Source organism: Microvirga massiliensis (genome assembly GCF_001006805.1).
GTDB classification, from domain to species: Bacteria; Pseudomonadota; Alphaproteobacteria; order Rhizobiales; family Beijerinckiaceae; genus Microvirga; species Microvirga massiliensis.
Map to the genome: position 1 here is coordinate 104,822 of NZ_LN811360.1, position 20,711 is coordinate 125,532.

The window sequence follows — 20,711 nt, forward strand, 5'->3', positions numbered from 1 at the left end:
AGGGTCCGGGATGGCCGGCGAGGCCCCCTTCCTCTTGGCAGAGGCTATGCAGACGCTCGTCTCGAGCATCAAGGCGAAGTTTCGGTGCCCGTTCTGGCACGCGCTGGATGACACCGTCGTCCAGCTCCACCTCGACTACCATGCGTGGGCAGGAGCAGTGGCAACGATGGTGGCTTCGCGCACTGCCCACGCTGATGCACTCGAGGAAGGGATAGATCGCCAAGCGAGCGATACTGGGCGGCGCGGCCGATGTCGGTGGCGTTTGCCCCAGATGATCGGACACTGCTCAAGGCGTCGGAACGATCTTGTCGAAAGCAAGGGTGCTCGATGCCTCACCTCGCCCCGTCTGGCGCAATGCTGCCAGCCAGACCCATACGCGACCTCCAATTCCGCGCGTCCGCTTGAAGGCGACAGAGACCTGCGTTCCGGCTCGCGGCACTTCGCTTTCGTGTACGAAGTAGGCCTGGGCGGGCGTGGTATCGAGTCCCTCCCGCAGCAGCGTGGTGCGCGGCCTGATCTTCTTCGGCGGATTGCGGTCTCCTTCGATAATCCGCGTCATGGCAGCTCGCTGGAGCTGGGTTTCCCGGACCTCGCCAGGGACATGCGTTGCAATGAAGGGGATCCAGTGCTCCGGTACACCTTGCATGACACGGTAGGAGATCGGAGCGGCAGGAGTAGGTGGCGGGGCGGGATTGGCGCTGATGAGCCGCTCCCGATGTGCCCGCGTCTCGTCAGCTGCCTCTGCGCCCCGGCGACCAGCCCCGGTCGCCAGCGGCACGGTACGCTCGATTCCCCAAACGAAATTTGCGATCTCGTCTCGAACAAAGAGCACATCTTCGAGGGGCTTGCCGTTCTCCACCTGAGCCAGCGTCGGTGGGATCAGCAGAGACATGTCAGCAAGCTCCTTCCCGGTTCCTGCGACGTCGAGGGTGAACATCGACCAGCGTTGCCAATCATCGTCGGTGCCGCGCCCAGCCGGCTCGATCCAAAGACGTTCACCGAAGACGTTTGTGACAACGAGCGCCTCGACGCGGTCAGTGGTCCCGGCCCGGGCGGGCAGAGGGATCGTGTACCAATCATTCCCTGCGACGAGTGCGAATTCGACGAAGAGCAGGCGCGCGAGATCAGTCGTGTCAGCCCGCACCTCGCCGAGATTGGTGGTCCCGTCCTCGAACGCCCACCAGCGCTGATCGGGCATGCCGTTGAAGCGGGCTGCGGTTGGGATGACCGACCTCGCCTTCCCAGGGGCGCCGCTTCCTCGAGCACCACTTGGATCAACCGAGAAGGCGGTCCAATCGAGATGCCCACCGGGGTGCTCCTCGGCGAGCAGACGCTTGGTTCCATCCTCGACCGGTGCCGTGACTGAGAAGCGGTGTTCGAGCCGTGTCGGATCCCAGGCCGTCTCGGTTGGATGAGCGAAGGCGGTCTCGAACCAGTCGCGTAACGCGTGGGCTGCCGCTGTCAGGGTCGCCTTATCGGCTTCGAGCACCGGGATGCCGTCCCAAGGGCGGTGCGCCGCGTCATCCTCCAGGTATCGGTAAAGGCGATAGCCATCCAGGGCTCTGCCGGCCAGGGCTTGCAGAGTGGACCAGACCTCCGGGTGGGCCACGCGTTCGGTATCCCCCTCGCTCTGCGGGTCCGGGAGCACGAAGGCGTATTTCTCGGTGAGGGAGGATTGATAGACGGGGGGCACGGACTTGAGGAACCGACGGCCAAGCACCAAGCGGAGGTCGAGAAGACCGAGCCCGCCGGCCTCCATGGCCCGTTCGATCGAGCGTCGCTCGACCAGAGTCTCGAGGGGGATCGATCCGTCGAGACCTGTCGCGGTCCCTTCTTTCGGGCGGTAGCCAGTGAGAGGGGCTGAGGTGATCTGGAACCGGGCCGTGACGGGCGAGCCGGCATCGTCGCCCCGGAACTCGCCGATCTGCCACTGACGCGTGAGCAACCAGAGCGCGTCGCGGATCTCGGCCCGGAGCGCGCGGCCGAAATCGATCGAGCGAGGGCGCCCCTCCAGCCGGTTCCAGATCGTGATCGTGGGGTAAGCCCGGGTGACGAGCGCGGACTGCATGTCCGCGATGTCGACTAGACTAGGCATCCGGGCCTCCAAGGGCGCTCAGCACGCTGTTATTGAGGGCGAGGTTCGCAGCGATCGAAGTGCCATAGACGGTCGCTGCCATGACCGTCGCGGGCAGGAAGCTCGCGAACGGCGTAGCATCCACTTGGCTCGGTTCGATGGCACGCATCCGGGCGAGGTCCAGCGTCTCATGGAGCGTGTCGACGATGTCGTCCCACTGCCAGGCAGGCGTTGGCTGCGGCGGCACCATCAGGAGCATCGCCTGGGGAGCCTCGCAATCGGGAGAGTCGTGGTGGAAGGCGAGGCCCGCCGTGATCTCTTCGATAGGGATCGTCTCCGTCCACTCATCGACGAGAAGACCGCAGACAGCTTGCGTCTTGTCGAAAGCGGTTGGGTAATGAGCGGTGTAGAGGACCCTCTCGCCGACAGGCGAGAACCCGCTCGGCAACTCGAGTGCAATCCAGGGTTCGGAGCGATGCGGCCACTGGGTCGGCAGGAGCTGGGGCTCGCTACGCCCGAGGACGCTCGCGAGCAGTGAGGCTTGCTCCCAGGCGCGCATCTTCTCTCGGACCCGGGCCACGCCGGTCAGCCAATCGTCCACCGGATAGGATCGCGTTTTCGAGAGATGCGTCGTCAGCCCGCCCGTGCGGCTCCAGGCGATGGCTGCCTCCCATTCGTCGCCGAGGGGCCGCGACACGGTGAATTCCGGGATCACGACGGCATCCTCGCCGACCAGGGCCTTGGAGGCGGCGATCGCTGCCTCAGCGCGGGCACGGCCGGGGGTCGCGGCCTCGTATGCGCTCAATTGCGCCGTAGCCGCGTCGATCCTCTTGTCGCAGGTCGCCACCACGGCGGCGATCCGTTGGCGCAGGTAGCCGACGAAGGCTACGACCTCCTCCTCGGTGGAGGAGAGATCGAAAGGAGTGGCGTCGAAATCCGTGAGGGGGAGAAGGTCCGTCACCATTGCGATGGTGCCGGAAAGATCCGTCGAGCCGGGGCGGATTGCTTGCAACTCCCCGAGGCGAGTGGCGAAGTCGGCGCGCTTCTGCTCGACAGCGGCACGATAAACGTCGGCGTCGGCCGGTATGGGATCGGTCTGCTCCGCGCTGATCGCGGCCTCCGCCAGGATCAGGAGCCGGTTGCGTTCGGGAATTTCCGCCGTCGTCGGGAGCGCGGCCTCCGTCGCGAGCTGCGCGTCGGCGTCCGCAAGCTTCCGTTGCCACCGGAGGACGACGGCATCGACAGCGTCGAGCATGCGAGTCAGGGCGGTGAGACGCCGCTCCAGGATGTCCCCCCATCCCGAAGCAGGAATTCCGAACCTCCCTGCCTCCCCCAGGATGTCGATCGCCCGGTCGATGAGCAGATCGATCCCTTCGACCATGGCCGCCGGCCCGGCGGCGGTGTCATCGATGAGGGTCGTAAGATCAGAGATGAGTTGGTCGGCCCTCTCACGCCAGTCCTGAAGCGCCGAGAGCACTGCGGCCGGACGCGCTCCGTCGGACTGCACGCCGGCTTCGTCGGTCCCTCGCTTGGCTTCAGCGGCCGGCATCACGTCGGTCGCACGCAACGGGCGGGACCGCATGAGGAGCGTCCGCAAGTGCCCGATCAGGGGGGCGATCTCGAAGACCGTCGTCAGGCCCGTGATTCGATCCGCGTAATGGAGGGTCACACCTGAGGCGAGTGCGGGAGGCAATCCGTCATCGGATGTGATGTGCCGCGCGATCCTCTCGTCCAATTCGGACATGGCCTGCCCGCCGAGATGCACGAGGTGAAGGAGGTCGATCGGCTGCAACCCGACGTCCTTCATGCTGACTTGGCGAACGAACTCCGCGTTTGCGTCGTCGCGCCAGGTCACGCGCACCCGGATATCGCCCATCGGCGGGAGCATGCGAGAGACGAACTCGTTCACCGCAGGCTCGGCGATGGCGCGAGGTGTCATCGGGATGCCAGCGACGGGTGACGTTTCATGGCTCAGGCCGGCGCGCAGGTGGAGCCCGACCCGGTGCGTCAGCGTCGTGCCGGAGCGCGGCGTCTGGAGGACGGCCGGTTCCGGTGGGAAGCCGCCCTTCGAGAAGGTATCGAAGGTGGCGGCGACGCGATCCACGTTGCCGAGGACCGCTTGATGAACGCCTTCCGCGAGCGCGAGGTCGGCGATGGCATCGTGCAGATCGAGCAGGCGCTCGATTTCTATGTTCACCGCCGTGGCCTCGGCGGTGGTCACCGGGGGGAGATCCGCGCGTCCGAAGGGATAGGTTCGGATGCCTGCCTGGTGGATGTGCCGGACGAGGTCGAGGCCGTCGATCGCCTGGCGGGCGTCGCGATCTCCCGGCGAGGGGAAGACCCGCCGTAGCTCGTAGATAAGGAAATCGATCTCGGCGAGGCCATGCCGGTCATGCATCCCGCGTTCCAGGCGATAGCCGAGGAGAGCTCCCAAGCTCTGTCCCTCGCGGACCCCCTGGAGAACGGATTGGGCGAGCCGCATCCGTTCGGAGCTGATGTTGACCGCCATCAGATCGGGCTGGCCAGTCGTCGCGTGAGCCAGGTAGCCGCTGCGGAGAATAGCGGCGGTCGTCGCATGGTTCAGGGAGGGTGCGTGAATGAAGCCGCCGTTCAAGGAATCGCGCTGCAGCTTCTCTCCGGCGGGGATCTCCAGGGCCTCTGCCAGTTCGTCGGTGATGGGCACATCGGAAAGACGGCTCGGCTCGGGGCGAACCTCTTCCAACCACGCGAAGGCACCGAGATGGATGCCCCGCTTGACTGAACCGGCGCCACCGTCGCGCACGTTTCGCATGGTTAGCAGGCGATGATGGACGAGGCCCAGTCTCCAGGCATCGAGGCGATGACTGCAGCAGTCGAGGTGCTCTGCCAGCAGGCGTTCCAGCCGGGCCGTTGGAAGCCCGCTCAGCCGCTCGATCGCTTCGATCGTGTCCGTGAGGTGGCGGGTCGGACCATGCCCGAGCAGGCGGGGGATCAGGTCTGCGACGATCATGCGATCGTCCCCGGTCAGGCGTGGCTCAGGCGAGTACAGAGGTTGATAGCGGCTCTCGCTGGTGCTGCTGGCGGCGATATGCACGAAAGCCTGCTCGCGACGGGTCAGCTTCAACTCGTCCGGTGTGAGCAGTCCGGCATCCAGGCGCAGCCGAAGACTTGTGTCCCACCAGGAAAGCAGCAGGGCGTGCCGCAACAGGATGTAGAGGAGGGCCTTGGGTCGTTTGTTGCCCGAAAAGCCCTGTTCACGCCGCAACATGTCGAGCGAGATACGGGCGGTGTCGGCCAGCCATTTCAGGTAATTGCGCCCGTCGTCTGTGTAGATCCGGACCGGTTCGGTCTCCGAGAGCGGACGGTCATCCACGAGGGGGCCCATCAACCGATGCTGCGCCCCGTGGAACAGCCTGGAGAGAATGTCCGGATCCTCACCGTTCCAGCCCATCTGCTGTAACAGGTCTCGGGCCCGGGTCGTAGTCAGGATCGTTTGGAAGATCTGGAACAGCTCTCCCACCAGTCCGTCGAAACCGAATCGATTCAGGATATCGTCGAGGCTCTCCGCGTAGCGCTGGTGGAATTCGATAGAGGCCGGGTGAAGGGCCAGCACGGAGAGCAGCTCCTGGTGCGGGTCACCGCCCGCGCCGAGGCGACTGGCTCCATCCGCGAGCGGCTTCCAGGCATCCGCGACCACGGAGGTGAGCTTCGTGATCACGCCAAGGGCCTCTGCGTCGAGTTCGTCATCGCCTGGAGCAACCGCCGGAACCAGGCGCGAGAGCACGGTCGTTGGCAGGACACCGTAGGGCTGGCGGCCGATGCGGAGGCATGGCAGGAGACCGCGGCCACTGACATAGCGCGTGAAGAAGGCTCTGGCGCGCTCCACGGCCCGGTCACTGAAGATCGGATGGAGCATTGTCGAGAGAAAGTAGTCCCAGGTCGCAGGCCAAAGCGCGACCTGTGCGGAGCGGCTCTCCGACTGGTCCATGCCAGTCGCCCCCTGAAGGGTCGCCAGGATCGCAGGATCCAGCCCCACTGCCTCGGCGAGCCACTGCCCATCCTGCTTGATCGCCCATGCGGGGCGATCCTCGAGAGCCGATGCTCCCTCGAAGACGCGGCCGAAGGAGCTGTCCGCCTCCGCGTCGGAGGCCCGGTTGTGGCCTGACGAGCTTCCCTCGGTATTGTTGGTCGGCGCCCCTTGGGGAACGAGTGCCAAGCCGTTTCGGCTGTTCTGGTGATGGATCAGGAGCTGTTCCAGCTGGCGCTGGGACTCGTCCGGCTTCGGCCCGATCCGCAGGCCGATCGCGAAGAGGCGCTCCACGCCGCCGCTGGTCGCGGGGGTCAGGGTGATGCGCAAGCCCATCCCGACCTCGACAGCCTTGTCGAAGTCGATCATCCACTGGAGCTCATCCGGGATGATGAGCTTGCCGTTCTCTTGGCGGAGCGCCTCCTCCGGGGCGGCCGAGGGATCGGGGCCGATCGCAAGTGTCGGGGGGATAGGCTCGCCGATCTCCTCAAGGACGAGAGCGCCCCCTTGGAAGCCGAGCAGGACGAACCTCGTCGGCAGGAGGTGGACGCGAGCAGCTTTCGTCCAGGATGTCGCCTTGACCTTGTCGGGCGCCGGGAGCGTCAGGGCCATGAAGGCTACACGCACGGTCGCGGCGAGCCGGTCGGGCGCTGGCGAGGCCTCGTCGAGGTTGAAGGGCGCACGGCTCCGGACATCCGCGGCCGCGGCGGCACCGAGCGCGGTTATCAGGGCCGATTCTGCCTCCGCGACGCGCTCCGCGTCGGGGCCGGCCCGCCAGATTGCCTCCCAGTATGCGGCTGCTGCCGCCCTGCTGCCTGCCGGAGGAACGGCATCCCCGATCACGACGAGGACAACCTCGTCGGCCCCGCCATGGACCGGTTCGTCACCTGCGTTGAGCGGGGTGATTATCTGGACGATCCAGCCGGCACGTCCGCAGCCACAGCTCGCAACCAAGCCGCGCCAGGCCGTCCGCCGGCGATCCCGATCTCCACCGGCACGCCACCACTCGCCCCAGAACTGGCGAACGGCGGCAGCTTCACTTTGCGAAAGATCCTCCTCGAAGGTGTCGAGCGCCCACTGGTCCGGGTAGATCCGGACCCAGAGCTCGCCATCGCGGAAGCGGGTCTCCAACCGCATCGGCATCATGAGAAGCGGCGTGTCACCGCTCAGATGGTCCGCGTTGCTGCGAGGATCCGTGAGCCCTCCGAGCCTTCTGACCGCTTCAGCCAGCTTGGGCCGGATCTCGCCGACGGCAGTGCGCCGCTCTGCCAACTCGGCCTCGGCCTCTTCGATGCTTGCATCGAGTTCCTGGATCTGCTTCTGCGCATCCGGATCGCGCGGATCGGCCCGGCGCCCCGCGATTATGCGCTCTGCCCGAAGCCGTCGAAGCTTGGCGCTCGCGGCTTTCGCTGCTCCCTCGGCCTCCGACAACTTGGTCTCGGCCTCTTGGACCTCCGCAAAGGCCTTGTTGATCTCCTCGCTAGCCACGGAGCATCTCCCTCGCGTGGATCGCGACTTGGACGGGAGCCTGGTAGGTGATGTAGGCCACCTCCGAGGACTGCATGTTCGGCCCCCAGCTCAGGACGCGGTCGTCCTGCCACTGCGGCCGCTTCTCCGCCACGTCGGGTGCAGTTGGTTCTGTCAGGATGTGGCTTGGCGCGGTTGTACCCACGGGCACAAAGCGCGCATTGGCTGGCAGCACGTCGGCCCAAGCAAAGTCGTTCCAGACATTCAGGGCGCCCGTGCGCTCGATGTCAAAGCCGAAGCGCGGTTCCCCCGGACGCTCCTGGATCACGAAGAACCAACCCGGATCGTCAGTCGAGTGCTCGCCCGTCTCGCCACGGGCTGCCGTGGCCGTCAGGTCGAAGCCGAAGAAGTAGATGTCTGGATCGACCTTGGCCTCGTAGAGAGGCGTGCGCAGCTTGGTGGGGGGAGGATTGGTCTCCTCCGCGGAGGTGAGTTCCACCAGGACACGCTCGGCCGTCGGATCGATTGTTCCGTCGTCCCGGCGAACCCATTCCGCACGTTGAGCGTAGATGACCGCGGTCGGATAGCGCTTCAGCAACTCGCCCCGGATGACGAGCACGACCTCTTCTTCGGCGGTGCCGGGCGAGGCCTCGCGGTTGTCGTGGTCGCCGAGATCGGAAGCCTGGGACCAGAGATGCAGGGGAGGGATGTCGCGGAGGCGCTCGCGCCGGGCTTGGGGTGTCTCGCCGGGAACCGGCAGGGCTGCGGTCGGGTCCCAAAACTGTCGGAAATAGCTGCCCCGCTGGTCGGTCGGGTATTCCCGCCAAAGCAGCTCGCGGGCGAACTCGTGGTTCAGGCCGACGAGATATGCCTCGATGAAGCGCTGGTTCGTCTCCAGCAGGGTGACGCTGTTCTGCTCGACGAGGTTGAGGTTCGGGAGAAAGAGCTCGCTCGAGATGTCGACGAGAGGCTTGTACATGGGCACGTCGATCTCGGGGTAGGCCATTGCCTCCTTGAAGCGCTCGACGACCAACGGGCGTAGCCGTTCGGGGATGCGAAGCCCGCTAAGGGTCCGGCGGGGAATCGTTCGGTTGGGATGGAGGCTGTCCAGTGCCGCCGCGATCACGTCTCGCACCGGAAGGGCCGGGCGAGGCGGCTCCTGTGAGACCTTCGAGGTTGCGGTAATGAGATCTGCGACGGCGCGCGTCGCCTCCTTGAAGCGCTCTCCCGCCTCGCTGTCCCGTTCGCCATGGACAGGATCGGGGGCCCGGTCCCAAGGGGGTGTGAGAGGCCGGTAATTCGGGTTGCGGGGCAGCGCGCCGACGAGCTCGGACCTGCGTCGCCGGTCGTCGAGAAGCCCGAGACGGTCATCCAATCCGCGGCGGGCGAAGACTTCGCGGGACAGTCTCGCGAAATTCGGGAGCAACAGGGCTCCCTTGGGGGCAACCTTCGGATCAGCGGCCCTGATCTCGCCGGCGGCCATACGCTCGATGATGTTCTGACGCGGGCGGGATTTCGGCGCGGCTCCGAAGGTGCGGCGGGCAATCCGCGAGCCCGGACGGTTCAGGCGTCGCATGGCCGCTGAGGTCGGTGCGGCCCCCAGGTTGGAGGCGGCCACCTGATGTCCGACGGTGATGCCGTCCAAGAGGACGCGACGAAGGACGGGCGAGGTCAGGGCAAGGAGTCCGCCGGGATCAGTCGCGAGCCGGGGCACGAGATGGCGGCCGTGCCAGCTCAGGGCAACCTGCTGGGCGAGATGGGCAAGCCGGATCCGGCGGTTTGCCTCGAGCACGTCCCCGACCTGTTTCCAGGCCGCCGCCATGTAGTCCTCCTGGTTTTTCTGGACGACCTCAGTGCCAAAGGCCGCCGCGACCCTGAAGCGAGGGTCGAGGTTCAGGTCATGCACCCAGTTATCTTGCCTGGCTGGAGGAGGCGGCGCCGGATCCAGAAGCCGGCTCGTAAGGGCATGCCACTGCCCGTACAGAGGCGGGGTAATGACGGGGTCGGGATCTGATGCCTCGCCGCTTTCGTAATCGGCGGCCAGGTTGATCAGGTTGGCGAGAGCGACCTGGAAGGGGTGCGGGTAAGGCTGGCTCCAGTTCTCGTATTTCTGCGCTGTGGCAAGCTCGGTCGGATCGAGGCTCGACTGCGGAACTTGCAGTGCACCGCCCAGTCGGAGGACGCCTCCCAAGGCGGGGTTCGAGATGCCCGGCAGGTTGGATCCGGGCGCCTGGACATCCATGTCGCGCTGCCCGACCCGCGGGTTGACCGGCCGTGGCCGAAGCAGCCGCGCGAGCTGCTCGAAGTCGCCGAGCGCACCCGTGCTGAAGGCCCAGCGATGATAATAGGGGAACTGCCCGCCGGCTTCGCGGCCCGCATAGGCAGCCCAGGCGGACGCAGTGGGGTTCGGAGCTGCGGCCGGCGAGAGGCCAAGCCCCGCCAGTCGCCCGCTCTCGAAGGTCGGCACTACGAAGGCGTGATAGGACGTGTTGGGCGTGAGCTTCCGAGGACAGAGGAGGCGCGACGAGGCATGGTCTGCGTTCTCGGCGAGCGTTGCCTCGAGGCGGGAGATCGCCGCGGTCGCGTCGTCGGAGAGGATGTCGCCAGGAGCCGGCAAGAGGCTCCGGTTCACATGCACATGCGCCCAAGCCCAGAGTTGCTCGGCCGGCGGGAACAGCCCGAGATCGTCGACCGTGATGACGCCAGGGCGCTCGAAGGACGCTGCTCCGGCGTCCGCGAAGTCCCTTTCTGTCACATTCTTGAATTCCCCTTCTGCCAGCACGACCAGTGAGATCCAGGGCCGGAGGCGCTTGGTGACCGGGTCCGGTGCTGCAGGCGTGTAACGCCAGGGGAGGTCCTCTTCGTAGAATTCCACAAAGGCGAGGTAATTCGGCTCGAAGTTGGTGATGCCAGGGCGGGGCTCCATGCGCACGACTATGCGCTGCTGGACCTTTGTGAGGTCTCCCGGACCAAAGAGAGCGATATCGCGGTGAATAGGGCGGCCCGGGAGTGCCGCTCCGTTCGGAGCAGTTCCCGAGATGACGAGGTCGACCGGGATCGTGACGCGTGTCCCCGGGATCGCTGCGCCATCTGCTGCTGTAATCGTGTTGGCGATCCCGCGCCGCAGCCAGGGCAAGAAGGAGTATGTACCGATCGTGTCGGTCATGGGGTCACCCCGCTGAGTTCTGCGCTCGGAAGCACGTGGATCGCGTCTGCCAGGTTGGGGTCTGCGGCGATCAGCGAGGCCATGTGGTCCATCGCGGCCGCTTCGCTGGCGAAGACCGCGTCGGCAGCCACGGCGACATTGGTCGACGCCGAGGCAACGGCGAAGTGATCCCCGGAAATGGAGATGGCGTCGCCATAAGGATCCAACCGGCGCTTCGTGTTCGTCGAGAGGGGGGATCTTGCGATCGAGGCTCCGCCGAGGAAGTGCTCGAACAGAGAACCGATCGAAGTCTGGAAACGCAGGACGCGCCGACGGAAACGGTTGTCGATAACGGTCCGGTCGAAGCGCACCACCCGCTTGGTCAGGCGGGCCGTGGCCGCGGAGGCGGTGGCCGTGAGCTCGATGCCGCCATGCTGGCGCTCATAAGCGGGACGAGACAGCTTGGCCGCGTCGTCCATGTCGATGAACTGGGCGAGGGCGAAGGACTCGTCCAGATCACCGCGCCGAGAGAGCGACGCACTTGAGACCGTGATCGAGACCCGCGATGCGTCGCGGGCTCGCCGGTTGCCGACCTTATTGATCGAAAGATCGAGCGGGATCGCCCTCTGGCGCACCTGCAGCGTGCCGACCGGATGAAGAACGAGGACACCCGCGTCTTCCGGGGTGTCGAGAGACCGAACCGTGACGGAAAGGCTCGCCCCCGGAGGGAGGAGAGCCGTCCAGGACTGATCCTTGGCGAACTCGGCCTCCACAAGGGGGAGGACATCGATCGGCTCGAGCGCCGGTGGGCTCGGATCTCCCCAGGTGATGTCGAAATCGGCCGAGATATCGAAGAAGAGCAGCGAGATGGAGCCGGTGCCTCGTGCCCGCCATGGCTGCGGTCCCTCGAGAGTGAGATGCAGCTGCAGGCTGAACACGTCGGCCCCGAAAGCCCGTAGCGATGCGGCGGCCGAGATGTCGATGACGAAGTAGAGGGGCGAGAACTGGAACAGGGCGTCGAAGCCGATAAGCCCCTGGACCGAGAAGGAATCGAAGCCGAAGAAGAACTCCGCGCTGGCTCCCAGCTGGGCCGTGTTGCTCGTGACCGCGAAATAGCCCTGATACCGAATGCGGGCATGCTCGGTATCGATGATGCTCACCACTATCCGGGCAGGGCTCGGGAAGGGCAGAGGCGGCGGCATGAAACGGGGATGGAAACCGCCGACGCTGATGACGAAGTTGGCGTTATCGCTCCAGGCAACGAGCAGCCCCATCTCGCCCGAGATCGTCATGAACAGGACGCGGGAATCGAAGAGGCCGGCGAAGAAGAAGAGGCGCTTCTTGTCGAACTCGATCGCTCCCACGAAGCTCACCTGAAGCAGGATCAGGGGCGCGCGCTCGTCGGGGATCGCGACTTTCAGCACTCCGACGATGGCGATATTGCCGGGAATCTCGATGATGACGCCAACCGAGAGACTGACGAGGGTCGGCGTTCCCCAGCCGATCTTCAGCATCGGGCCGATCAGGAATGTCCCCTGACGGGCGGGGAAGAAGGTTCGCAGATCGCTCAGGATGCGCGGCGCGTTCGCCACGATATCCTGCGGGAACATGATGGAGCCGAGCGCGCCGGTGCGCACGCCGGTCATCAGTGCCTCGAGATTCATCGTCCGGTTGAGCCCGACGAGCCCGCCGATGGCGAGCAGGGTGAAACCGAAGCCGAGCTGGATGCCCGTCCCGAAATCGATGCTGATCAGGACGACCAGCGAAAAGCCGGGACTACCGTCCGGATTGCGCGTCGTAATGAGGCCGATGGCCCGCACCGCCACGACTTCGGCAAAGACGAGCTCCAGGGCGCCGCCGTACTCCCCGCGCTCCTCGTTGATGGTGAGGAAGCCGCCGCCCTTCACCACGCCGACGTCGAGGCTGAGACCAACTCCAGTCGGCGCCTTGAAGCGCACCTGAAGATTGGCCGGACCAAGGTTTCCGCCTCCTGGAGGGAAGCTGAGGATGGCGCGCGCCCCGATCTGCTCGACGGTCGCGGAGAGGGGGCCAAGGGCTGCCTTGATCGTGGCGCCCAGGTCCGTCGGGAAACTCGCGGCTTCTACTCCGATCCGCATGGAGACCCCCTGGATCTCCACGGGGCCGAGTTCAACGTGCGTGGGGACCTGCACCTCGAGGCCGCCGCTGCCCGTGAAGTAGACACCCTGACCGGCCGTCCACCCGAACCCGAGATCGAACGCGGCCTCCAGGCCGAAGCCGCCCATGATGGACCCGATGAAGCCATCCGCCTCGGCGAGGGAGATCACGAGCTTGCCCCCGGCGATCGCTCCCTCGATGGCGAGATCGCCCCGGGCGCTTCCCTGCGCAGGATCCCAGGCGAAGAGGCCTTTGACGCCCGCGCTGAGACGCTGCGCCTCGAGTCGGCTGCCGCCGACGGCACCGAGGAGTGTCACGACCGACTCCTCGGGAGCCGGTACGCGGGCCAGGCTCACTCCGACTTCCCCTTGGATGGTGGTGCCTGCGCCCGGAGGGATGAAGCTGATGGAGGAGGGAGGCTGGACTCGCGCCCGCGCCGCGGCGGTCGCCGAACCGCTGGCCTCGATGGCGAGTTGCAGCCACGGCGCCACGTCGAAGGTGAAAGAGAAGTCGTCCCCGAAGTCGAGGTTTAGAACCAGGTCGAGCCCCGGGGGTACGACGCCGGGCGGGGTCCCCGTGAGCGAGGCGATGAAGAACTCGATCGCGGTCTGCGGGACCGCATCGGCAGTGAGGCTCTGCGCCACTGGCAGGCCGAGTCCTGACATGACGCTGCCGAGACGGCTGAGCAGGAGGGATGCCTGGAAATCGGCCTGCCCCCAACGGTAGAGGTCGCGTGCCAGAGTTTCGGGCGATGTCAGGAAGGCGCTGATCCGATCGAAGTTGAGGGTCGGCGCCACCGTCTCCGGCTTCGCGGGATCCGAGGAGCCGGCATTGAGATGAATCTCGTCGATGACGCCGAGAATTTCGCAAAGCCCTGCGAGGGTCGGCCGACTCTGCTGCAGGTAGTCGACGAGGATCAGGTCGAGGAGACGTTTCGGCAGGGCCGCCGCGAAGGCCGAGAGCTCCGCCGGGGTTACGCCCGGCGCGGACCCCATCGCATTGACGGCCCGGCTAACGGCGGCGAAGGCGTCAATGATGGCCTTCGCCTTCTCGGCCAATCGGGCAGCATCGGCCGAGATCGTGATGCCGCCGGCGTCCGCCGAGATCGAGGTGCTGAGCGCGCTGATGAGTGCGGGGAGCTCGCCCGCCGCGCTCGCGCCCGCTCCGATCGCCGCCCTGAGGTCGGGCGTCAACAGTTCAGGCGGCAGGTAGATACCGAGTTGTCCCAGTGTGCCCGATGCACGATCGGGCTGCAGCCGTTGGGCCAACGGCTGCAAGGCCTCGCCGAGGAGCAAGGCAATCTGCTCGAAGGTTCCAGGCTCAGTCGGCATCGGGCGCCTCCCCTTCGAGCTCAATGGGCCTGTGCGTTCGTCCGATGCGGAACCCCGCACATGCCGCGATCGCGATGGCGATGATCGGGGTCACGGTGAGGGCCGCGACGCCCAGAAGGATCAGGAGGCTGATGGTGGCAGCGTGCCGGAGCCCATGGTTCTGGATCCGGGCGGCGGTGCGCTCGACGGCGCCTACTGCCGCAGCCGATGGCCTGACGGCCAGATCACGGGTTGCCAGCCGCCAGTTCTCCCGGCAGGCGAGACGCGTCGCGATCCAGGGACTGACCGCGTAGTAAGCCCGGTTGACCGCGCGGATGAAGATCCTGCCGCCGGTCGTCCCCTGCTCCAGGTTGAACCGGACGCGGCGCAAGGTCAGGACCTCTGGTGCATCCTCCGATCCCATGGCCACTGTAGCGACGATGCAGGGCCAGGATGACTTCCTCGGGACAAGTGAGTGCACCTGCCTCGGACGCAATGGGCCGGGGATCTGCAGGAATCTCGCACGCTCGCAGGGGCGCTGCTGGTCGTCGACGATCCAGAGCATGTACCAGCCCGGCGGAGCCGTGGAGTTCTCCGCCTGGGGCAGCATGGTCACGGTGAGGTCGTTTCCGGCCCGCGTGAAATCCAAGGTGACGAAGCGCTGCTCGCTGTCAGTGTGGTGCGTCGTGGCTCCCGGACGCATCAGGGCCACGAGGCGGATCGAGGCGGCCTGAGGTGTCGTTACGACAAACGGGGTCCCGTAGGGGATCTGGGTCGTGGGCGCGCCGTTACGGGTCACTGCGCTGATGGTGGGGCGCCCGGGATTGAAGAAATATGGCGGACGATAGACCTCTCGCTCTTTGCGATTGAGGGCAACCACGCCGGCATTCCACCGGAGGTTGGCGGGCCAAGTGGCAGGCCACGGGAGCTGCGGCTCGCTGCCATTGCGATCGGCGCCACCGGCGACGACCACGCGCCCGTCCGGGAGGAGCAAGGCCGTCGAATGATACATGCGCGGGTGCGTCATGCTGGCGACGGCGCGAAATCCTGCCGGACGCGCGGGCCAGCGTGCTGCGGTCGCTGCGGGTGTGAAGATTTCCGCTGGAAGGGAAGGCGTCGTTCCGTTGGCGATGCTCTTCCATTTGTAGTGGTTATGCCCTCCGCAGACGAGCACGGTGGCGTCTGGCAGCAGCACCAGGTGACCGTTGATGCGCCCCAGGTTCGTCATGCCTCCGCCCGGCGCCGGCGTCCAATTCGGCGGACCTCCCGGGCGTGTGTTCAGGATGTTGGCCCGACGTGGGTCATTGCCGTCGGCGATGTGGTCCATGTTGCCGGTGCCACCGCCGCCCGGCTGCAGCACTGGAGTTCCAGCTGGGTTGAGTGCTGTGCTGCCGCCGACGACGAGGATCTTGCCCTCTTGGGCCGGCGGCAGCAGGACACTCATGCCCTCCTCTCGCCGGCGCGGCTCACCCGGCAGGACCCCGAAATCGTTCCAGGTCCCCGCAGTCGGGCCTGTGATCTGCAGGGCCCTTGTCGTCGGCTCGGGGAGTTCCTGTCCCCAGTTCGTGTGGGTGTAGTAAACCCGGCCATCCGGAGCGAGATGAAGCCCGGGGTAGATCGGCAGGGTGAAATCCGCACCCGTCATGCGGCGGGGAGTGAAATCGGGCGGGGTCAGCACTTCGACCCAGTTGGCGATGATTCTCCCATCCGAGCTGGTGCGGTTCGGCTCGAGGCGACCGGAGAAGACGAGGACTCGCCCATCGCCGAGAAGGACGGCTGTCGGGTACCAGCGTCCCTGCAGAAGCTCCTTGCCGGTTTGGATCCATCGCCCGGCCGGAAAGGCACGGGTCGGCATGGGATCGAAGAGAAGGATGTTCTTCGCCCCATAGCTGCCATTGCTGCTGAAATCGAAATCGGATCCGCCCAGAGTGAGGAGGCGGCCATCCTCTAGGTGCACGTAATGGCAGCAGAACAGATCGACCCCGGGCGGGAAGGGAATGCGCGTGAGCGCGCCGGTGTCAGGATCCCAGCTGTAGCTCACCGTCGCATAATGCATGCTCTCCGTGTGGCCGCTGAACCAGAGCACCTTCCCGGTATGAAGGAGAGCAGCATGGATGACGAAGAGATCACGAGGGTCGTCGACCTCCTGGGGCCCATAACGGATTTTCTCGGTGGCGATCGCGTTGTCGACGGGGGCATCCCAGGCACCGTCCGTAATGGACATCCCGCACTCCCTCTTCAGTCCCTCGGTGCTGCATCATTTGCGTCCTCAGGAGAGGGGCTCACGGATCAGCTCCGTGCAGAGCTAACAGGACGGCCGAAACGACGAGGCACCAACCGAACAGCTTCGCGAAAACCTCTCCCCGCGGCGTATGCTTTTGCACGGCGGCGGCGAGGGCGAGCAGGAACATCCAGGCGAGATTGCCCATGCCGATCACGAGCATGACGGCCATGAGCGGGGCGCAGCAGCCGAAGCATGAGCGCCCATAATCAAGCCCAATCGCGAAGGATTGGCGCAACACGTCCGGACCGCCGGTCCAATGTCGGGCAAAGACGCCGATGGGTGAGCGGCAGGCCATCCGGCAGCGCTCGGCGAAACCGGATAGCTGGTAGAGACCGGCGCCGGCGAACGCCGCAGCAGCTGCCGCGTGCGGCGCATGGGAATGTCCGGCTATCCTGAAGAGGAGGGATCGAAGCCCGTGATCAAAGAGTCCTGCGGCTAGCCCTGCCGTCGTCCACACCGCGACGAGACCCAGCACCACTGCACCAGTCAGCGCAGTATGGTTCGGCCGACCATCGCTCACCCGCGCGAAGGCATCGAGCATCGGTAGCGCCGTGGGCAGCATGGTCCCCAAGGTCATCAGCAACCAGGCGAGGTTGAAGGCGATGAAGCCGGTCCAGACGCCCTCGAAGTGTCCTGGAGCGGAGCCGTGATCGAGCCATCGCGCGTAGGGGGATGTTCCCCAGATCAGGAGGCCGGCACCCGAGGCAGCCGCCAGTCCGATGATCAAGGCGGCGTCGCGCCGGGGGAGACTGATTCCGATCATTTCGAAGATCCGCCATGCCGGTAATGGAAATCACCTCGCATGGCGGCTCGGCCCTTGACCTCGACGCTATGACCCAACCCACCAAGATCCACTCGGAGGTTCGAGCTTGTGCCGACTTCGGCAACAGGCCCAAGAACTGTGGCCAGTCGACCGTGATGCAGTTCGGTGGTCTTGCCATCCGCTCCGACCAGGACCTCGGCGTCACCAGTCACGCGATCGCCGACCGTCAGGCTGAAGTGCTTACCTCGGTTCGTGATCGTGATGGCCGCACGCTCTGTGCTACGCAGGACTCCCATGAGCTTGCCGAGTTCACCGAGGGGGCCGCCAGCCTGTCCTGTGAAGACTGGGACGAGAGCGTCGAATTGATCAGGTGATGCTCTCTCGTCGACGTAGAGAAACACTTCCTGTCCGCCGGTGTCGCGATGGCCGGTATGGAAGGAAACACTGACCACTCGACAGCCGGCGACGTTGAGTCCGCCGATATCGCCCTCATCGATCATCCAGGCGAAGGCACCCGTGCATCGTCCTTCGTCGGGTGGGCGATCGATCCAGCAGGGGCATACCGAATAGCAGTCGCAGAGTTCCAAGAAAGTGCCGGTCAGACGATAGCCGCGCTTTGATGGAGACCGCGCCATAGGTGCTGACCTCTCGACAAGGAACCGTTCTGCAAGGCACGGAACTGTGCGATCTGCGGAACGCCCTCCAGAGCATGCCGATTCGATTTCGTAGTTTAGTTTGGCCTCCCCGGTGCTCTACGTCGCTTACACGTTTTGGCGGTGCGCGTTCCACCTTTGGTGTTACGGATTCCTTCGTCCGGCTGCGATTTGCAGGTTCAATCCGTGCGGAAGACGCGGACAATCCGATGGACTCCGCCACTCAGAAAGGTGCTGTCGAGGCTCTCGGCTGGCCGCCGCCGCGGCCAGTTATAGGCACCGGGGAGGGCGCGTCCTCCAAATTCGGGTTTGTTTTCTGCCCTGGCCCTGATCCTCGAAACGGTGCCAGCGTTGTGGGCACCGCGTGAGCTTAGGGCCGCGGCCCTGCATGCCGTTCACTCGGGAACAGGTCGTCGAGCCGCGGATCATCGTCGGCCAGGATCTCGCCTCGGCGTTCCAACGGGTCGAAAACGATCACCTGTCCTGCCTTGGTCAGGAAGGTATAGTGCCGTCCGCCATGGGCGTTCCCGACTGGCCGGACACCTTCGGATGCACGCGCCGCAGTGGCCCAATCCGTGTACCCGACGGGCAATCTGACGCCGGTGATCTTCTCGATCGCTTCTCCGGCCCAGGCCGAGAGCGCGTCTGGATCATCGACCGTCCGAACGGTCCATCGTTGGGCGTCGTAAGTCCCGACCTCGATAAGTTCGTCGGTCGGAAATGAGCCGATCGCGACAGTCGGATATCGTTGCTTGAGCCTGCCGGCGGCCTGGAAAGGCGGTGTCGTGATCCTCGGCAACCTCGCGGTCCACAAGAGCAAGAAGGCCGCCCAGCTCCTGAAGGAGAAGGGCGCCTGGTTCCTGTTCCTGCCGCCCTACAGTCCGGATTTGAACCCGATCGAGCAGGCCTTCGCGAAGCTCAAGGCGCATCTGCGCAAGATCGCGGCCCGCACCTTCGACGCGCTCTGGAAGGCCATCGGGGACATCTGTGATCTCTTCACCCCGCAGGGATGCTGGAATTACCTCAAAGCAGCTGGATATGCGTCCGTTTAACAGTCCGATGCTCTAGCTCACGCGTAAACGCCGGCCTCGACTCCGGCCTCGACCTGCCGCAGCAGCTGGCAGATCGCCTCGTGCTGGCCCCGCAGCAGGAACGCCACGGGGGTGTCGCCAAGGGCCGCGTTACGCCGGAACAGCCACAGCACGCCGTCCCCTCCGAACATCTCGTCGAGGATCTGCAGGACCTCTCCGACCTCGTAGCGCGAAGCGCGCAGCGCGACGAGCTGCTCAGTCATCTCCTCGAGACGCTCGATCGCAGCATCGAGAAGCAGATCGTCCATGCTTGGTCCCCCGGCCCGTCAAAGCCGGCGACCCTACCATCCGATGACCGAACACTGAATCCGTGGCACCAGATTTCCTCTGGAAAATGGAGAGCCGACTCACATCCGCAGGCGAGGCCATTGGAGCCTTTGCATGTCTCCGCGGCAGGACCATCTCCCTCCGCCGCACGGACCAGCGGCCCTCACGAAAAGTTGGTCGCGACCAACTTTTCATGAGCAGGAGGGAACTACCGCGTCAGAGCCCAGCCATTCGCACCCCGATACTGAGGCGTGACGCACAGGGTCGGTGGGTTTGGCGCGCCCCTGTGGAAAAGTCCCGGGTTCCGCCTCACGCGCGCCAAACCTCGTTATCGAGGGCACGCTGGCTCGGCGCATCCGCGAATGGCCCATACACCTCGTGCTCCCAACAATGTGGAATCCGCTCCGGTCCGGACGGCCCCACCACCAGTGGCCTGAATTGCTGCGCCCGTCGGGGACGAGCCTCGCTCTGTTGCCGGGCGCGCGCCAAACCTACCGGCCGACCACTCAGCGCTGTAAGAAATCGATTTTCCAGTCAGCGCGCGACAAACCTCTATGACCCGAATGCCGGTCTTACTTGGCGGCGCCCAGGCTCAGCCTGAATTTGGCGGCCAAAAACGCCTCAACGACGGCCATCCCGCATTTTTGCAGCCGACTCGGCAAAACGCGATGCCATGGTCAATGTACCCGATCACCGCGAAATTCCCGTGGCCTGCGGTAATGGGAATTTATCCCTGAGTCTTGCTGAGTCCAGAGCTTACGACCGAAAGTGGAGATCGGAATCGATTAGAGTCTTCGAGAGGCCAAAAGGTTTCACGGGAATCTAAAAGAATCCCATTATCGCTAATTTTCCCCGGGATAATCTTCGATCCGGCGCGTTTTTCGGCACCAAGACTCCCGTGATCTCGCCCGAAACTGAAAAAAGTTACGGTTCCGTGAAGATTCTTCGCGCAAGAGACTCCACTTACAGCGAAAAACCGCCCATAACGTGAAAGTCGCGAGAAACACGCAGTTGGGTGTGGTGTCGGACTTGACTGAAACCGGTGCACTTCGGTGGGTTGCGGCAGCACTGTCGAAACGTGGGCTGTGGCGAAATCAGCGGCTTGGTGCTCCCGGTAGCCAGTGCAGCACGTGGTGAGACGCTTGCATTTGGCCACGTTGAGTCCCGTCAGAGGATCCGGCATGCCCTCGCGGCAACCATTGCCTGCAAGGAGATTGCGACTGTGACGTAATCGGCAAAGCAAAAGGCCCCCGAAGCTGGAACTTCGAGGGCCTTGGGAACTGTCACCATCGGTGATGGCAGAAGGAACCCTAAGAGCCCGTCCCGAAAGGGGTTGAGTGGCCGTGGTTGACGTGATTCCGAGGGGTTGTCTAAGCCTTTTCTGGAACTGCAATGTGGACCCCGACCACTCGGCGGCAATATAGCCGCGATGGGTTGCGTTACGAAACGGATCTGACCGATGCCGAATGGGTTCTCATCGAGCCTCTTCTGCCACTTCCGTCCGAGCATGGACGT

Annotated in this window: 10 protein-coding genes and 1 pseudogene; 2 read left to right on the forward strand and 9 right to left on the reverse strand. The window is 65.1% G+C overall.

Annotation, left to right across the window (positions count from 1 at the left end; all coding sequences use genetic code 11):
• Positions 1–286: 286 nt before the first annotated feature.
• The 8 genes from BN1233_RS28490 to BN1233_RS48580 form a co-directional block, all read right to left on the reverse strand.
• Positions 287–2,095 carry a hypothetical protein gene (locus tag BN1233_RS28490; protein WP_046867038.1) on the reverse strand — a complete coding sequence of 603 codons (1,809 nt, stop codon included), beginning with the start codon at positions 2,093–2,095 and terminating at the stop codon, positions 287–289.
• Positions 2,088–7,568, reverse strand: coding sequence for a hypothetical protein (locus BN1233_RS28495; protein WP_048710055.1), 5,481 nt, complete (start codon positions 7,566–7,568; stop codon positions 2,088–2,090). The genes BN1233_RS28490 and BN1233_RS28495 overlap by 8 nt, the downstream gene beginning before the upstream one ends.
• Complete coding sequence (locus BN1233_RS28500; protein ID WP_046867039.1) at positions 7,561–10,713, reverse strand: hypothetical protein; 3,153 nt, start codon at positions 10,711–10,713, stop codon at positions 7,561–7,563. The genes BN1233_RS28495 and BN1233_RS28500 overlap by 8 nt, the downstream gene beginning before the upstream one ends.
• Positions 10,710–14,159 carry a DUF6603 domain-containing protein gene (locus BN1233_RS28505; protein WP_048710057.1) on the reverse strand — a complete coding sequence of 1,150 codons (3,450 nt, stop codon included), beginning with the start codon at positions 14,157–14,159 and terminating at the stop codon, positions 10,710–10,712. The genes BN1233_RS28500 and BN1233_RS28505 overlap by 4 nt, the downstream gene beginning before the upstream one ends.
• Positions 14,149–16,362, reverse strand: a complete 2,214-nt coding sequence (locus BN1233_RS28510) for a galactose oxidase early set domain-containing protein (RefSeq protein WP_046867040.1) — start codon at positions 16,360–16,362, stop codon at positions 14,149–14,151. The genes BN1233_RS28505 and BN1233_RS28510 overlap by 11 nt, the downstream gene beginning before the upstream one ends.
• 58 nt (positions 16,363–16,420) lie before the next feature.
• Entirely contained in the window at positions 16,421–17,185 is a 765-nt protein-coding gene (locus tag BN1233_RS28515; protein ID WP_048710059.1) for a DUF2182 domain-containing protein, read from the reverse strand.
• Positions 17,182–17,820, reverse strand: a complete 639-nt coding sequence (locus BN1233_RS51260; RefSeq protein WP_046867041.1) for a DUF1326 domain-containing protein — start codon at positions 17,818–17,820, stop codon at positions 17,182–17,184. Before BN1233_RS51260 ends, BN1233_RS28515 begins: the two co-directional genes overlap by 4 nt.
• Before the next feature lie 388 nt (positions 17,821–18,208).
• Positions 18,209–18,637 (reverse strand): hypothetical protein, encoded by a 429-nt coding sequence (locus tag BN1233_RS48580; protein WP_187144402.1) that lies wholly within the window; start codon positions 18,635–18,637, stop codon positions 18,209–18,211.
• Between BN1233_RS48580 and BN1233_RS28530 the strand changes: the two are divergent.
• Positions 18,615–18,890: pseudogene (locus BN1233_RS28530) on the forward strand (transposase); the annotation flags it as partial. The gene BN1233_RS48580 and the pseudogene BN1233_RS28530 sit on opposite strands and share 23 nt — an antisense overlap.
• A 17-nt stretch (positions 18,891–18,907) precedes the next feature.
• On the opposite strand, the gene BN1233_RS28535 reads toward BN1233_RS28530, so the two are convergent.
• On the reverse strand, positions 18,908–19,177 hold the full coding sequence (locus BN1233_RS28535; RefSeq protein WP_046867044.1) for a hypothetical protein: 270 nt from the start codon (positions 19,175–19,177) through the stop codon (positions 18,908–18,910).
• A gap of 1,411 nt (positions 19,178–20,588) precedes the next feature.
• Between BN1233_RS28535 and BN1233_RS47365 the strand changes: the two genes are divergently transcribed.
• On the forward strand, positions 20,589–20,711 hold a 123-nt coding region (locus tag BN1233_RS47365; protein WP_046867408.1), incomplete at its 3' end, for a transposase.

Coding starts and splice junctions, on each gene's coding strand:
- BN1233_RS28500 (WP_046867039.1), bottom strand. CDS start 10,713: ATGACCGACACGATCGGTACATACTCCTTCTTGCCCTGGCTGCGGCGC.
- BN1233_RS28515 (WP_048710059.1), bottom strand. CDS start 17,185: ATGATCGGAATCAGTCTCCCCCGGCGCGACGCCGCCTTGATCATCGGA.
- BN1233_RS28490 (WP_046867038.1), bottom strand. CDS start 2,095: ATGCCTAGTCTAGTCGACATCGCGGACATGCAGTCCGCGCTCGTCACC.
- BN1233_RS28535 (WP_046867044.1), bottom strand. CDS start 19,177: ATGGACGATCTGCTTCTCGATGCTGCGATCGAGCGTCTCGAGGAGATG.
- BN1233_RS28510 (WP_046867040.1), bottom strand. CDS start 16,362: ATGTCCATTACGGACGGTGCCTGGGATGCCCCCGTCGACAACGCGATC.
- BN1233_RS28505 (WP_048710057.1), bottom strand. CDS start 14,159: ATGCCGACTGAGCCTGGAACCTTCGAGCAGATTGCCTTGCTCCTCGGC.
- BN1233_RS51260 (WP_046867041.1), bottom strand. CDS start 17,820: ATGGCGCGGTCTCCATCAAAGCGCGGCTATCGTCTGACCGGCACTTTC.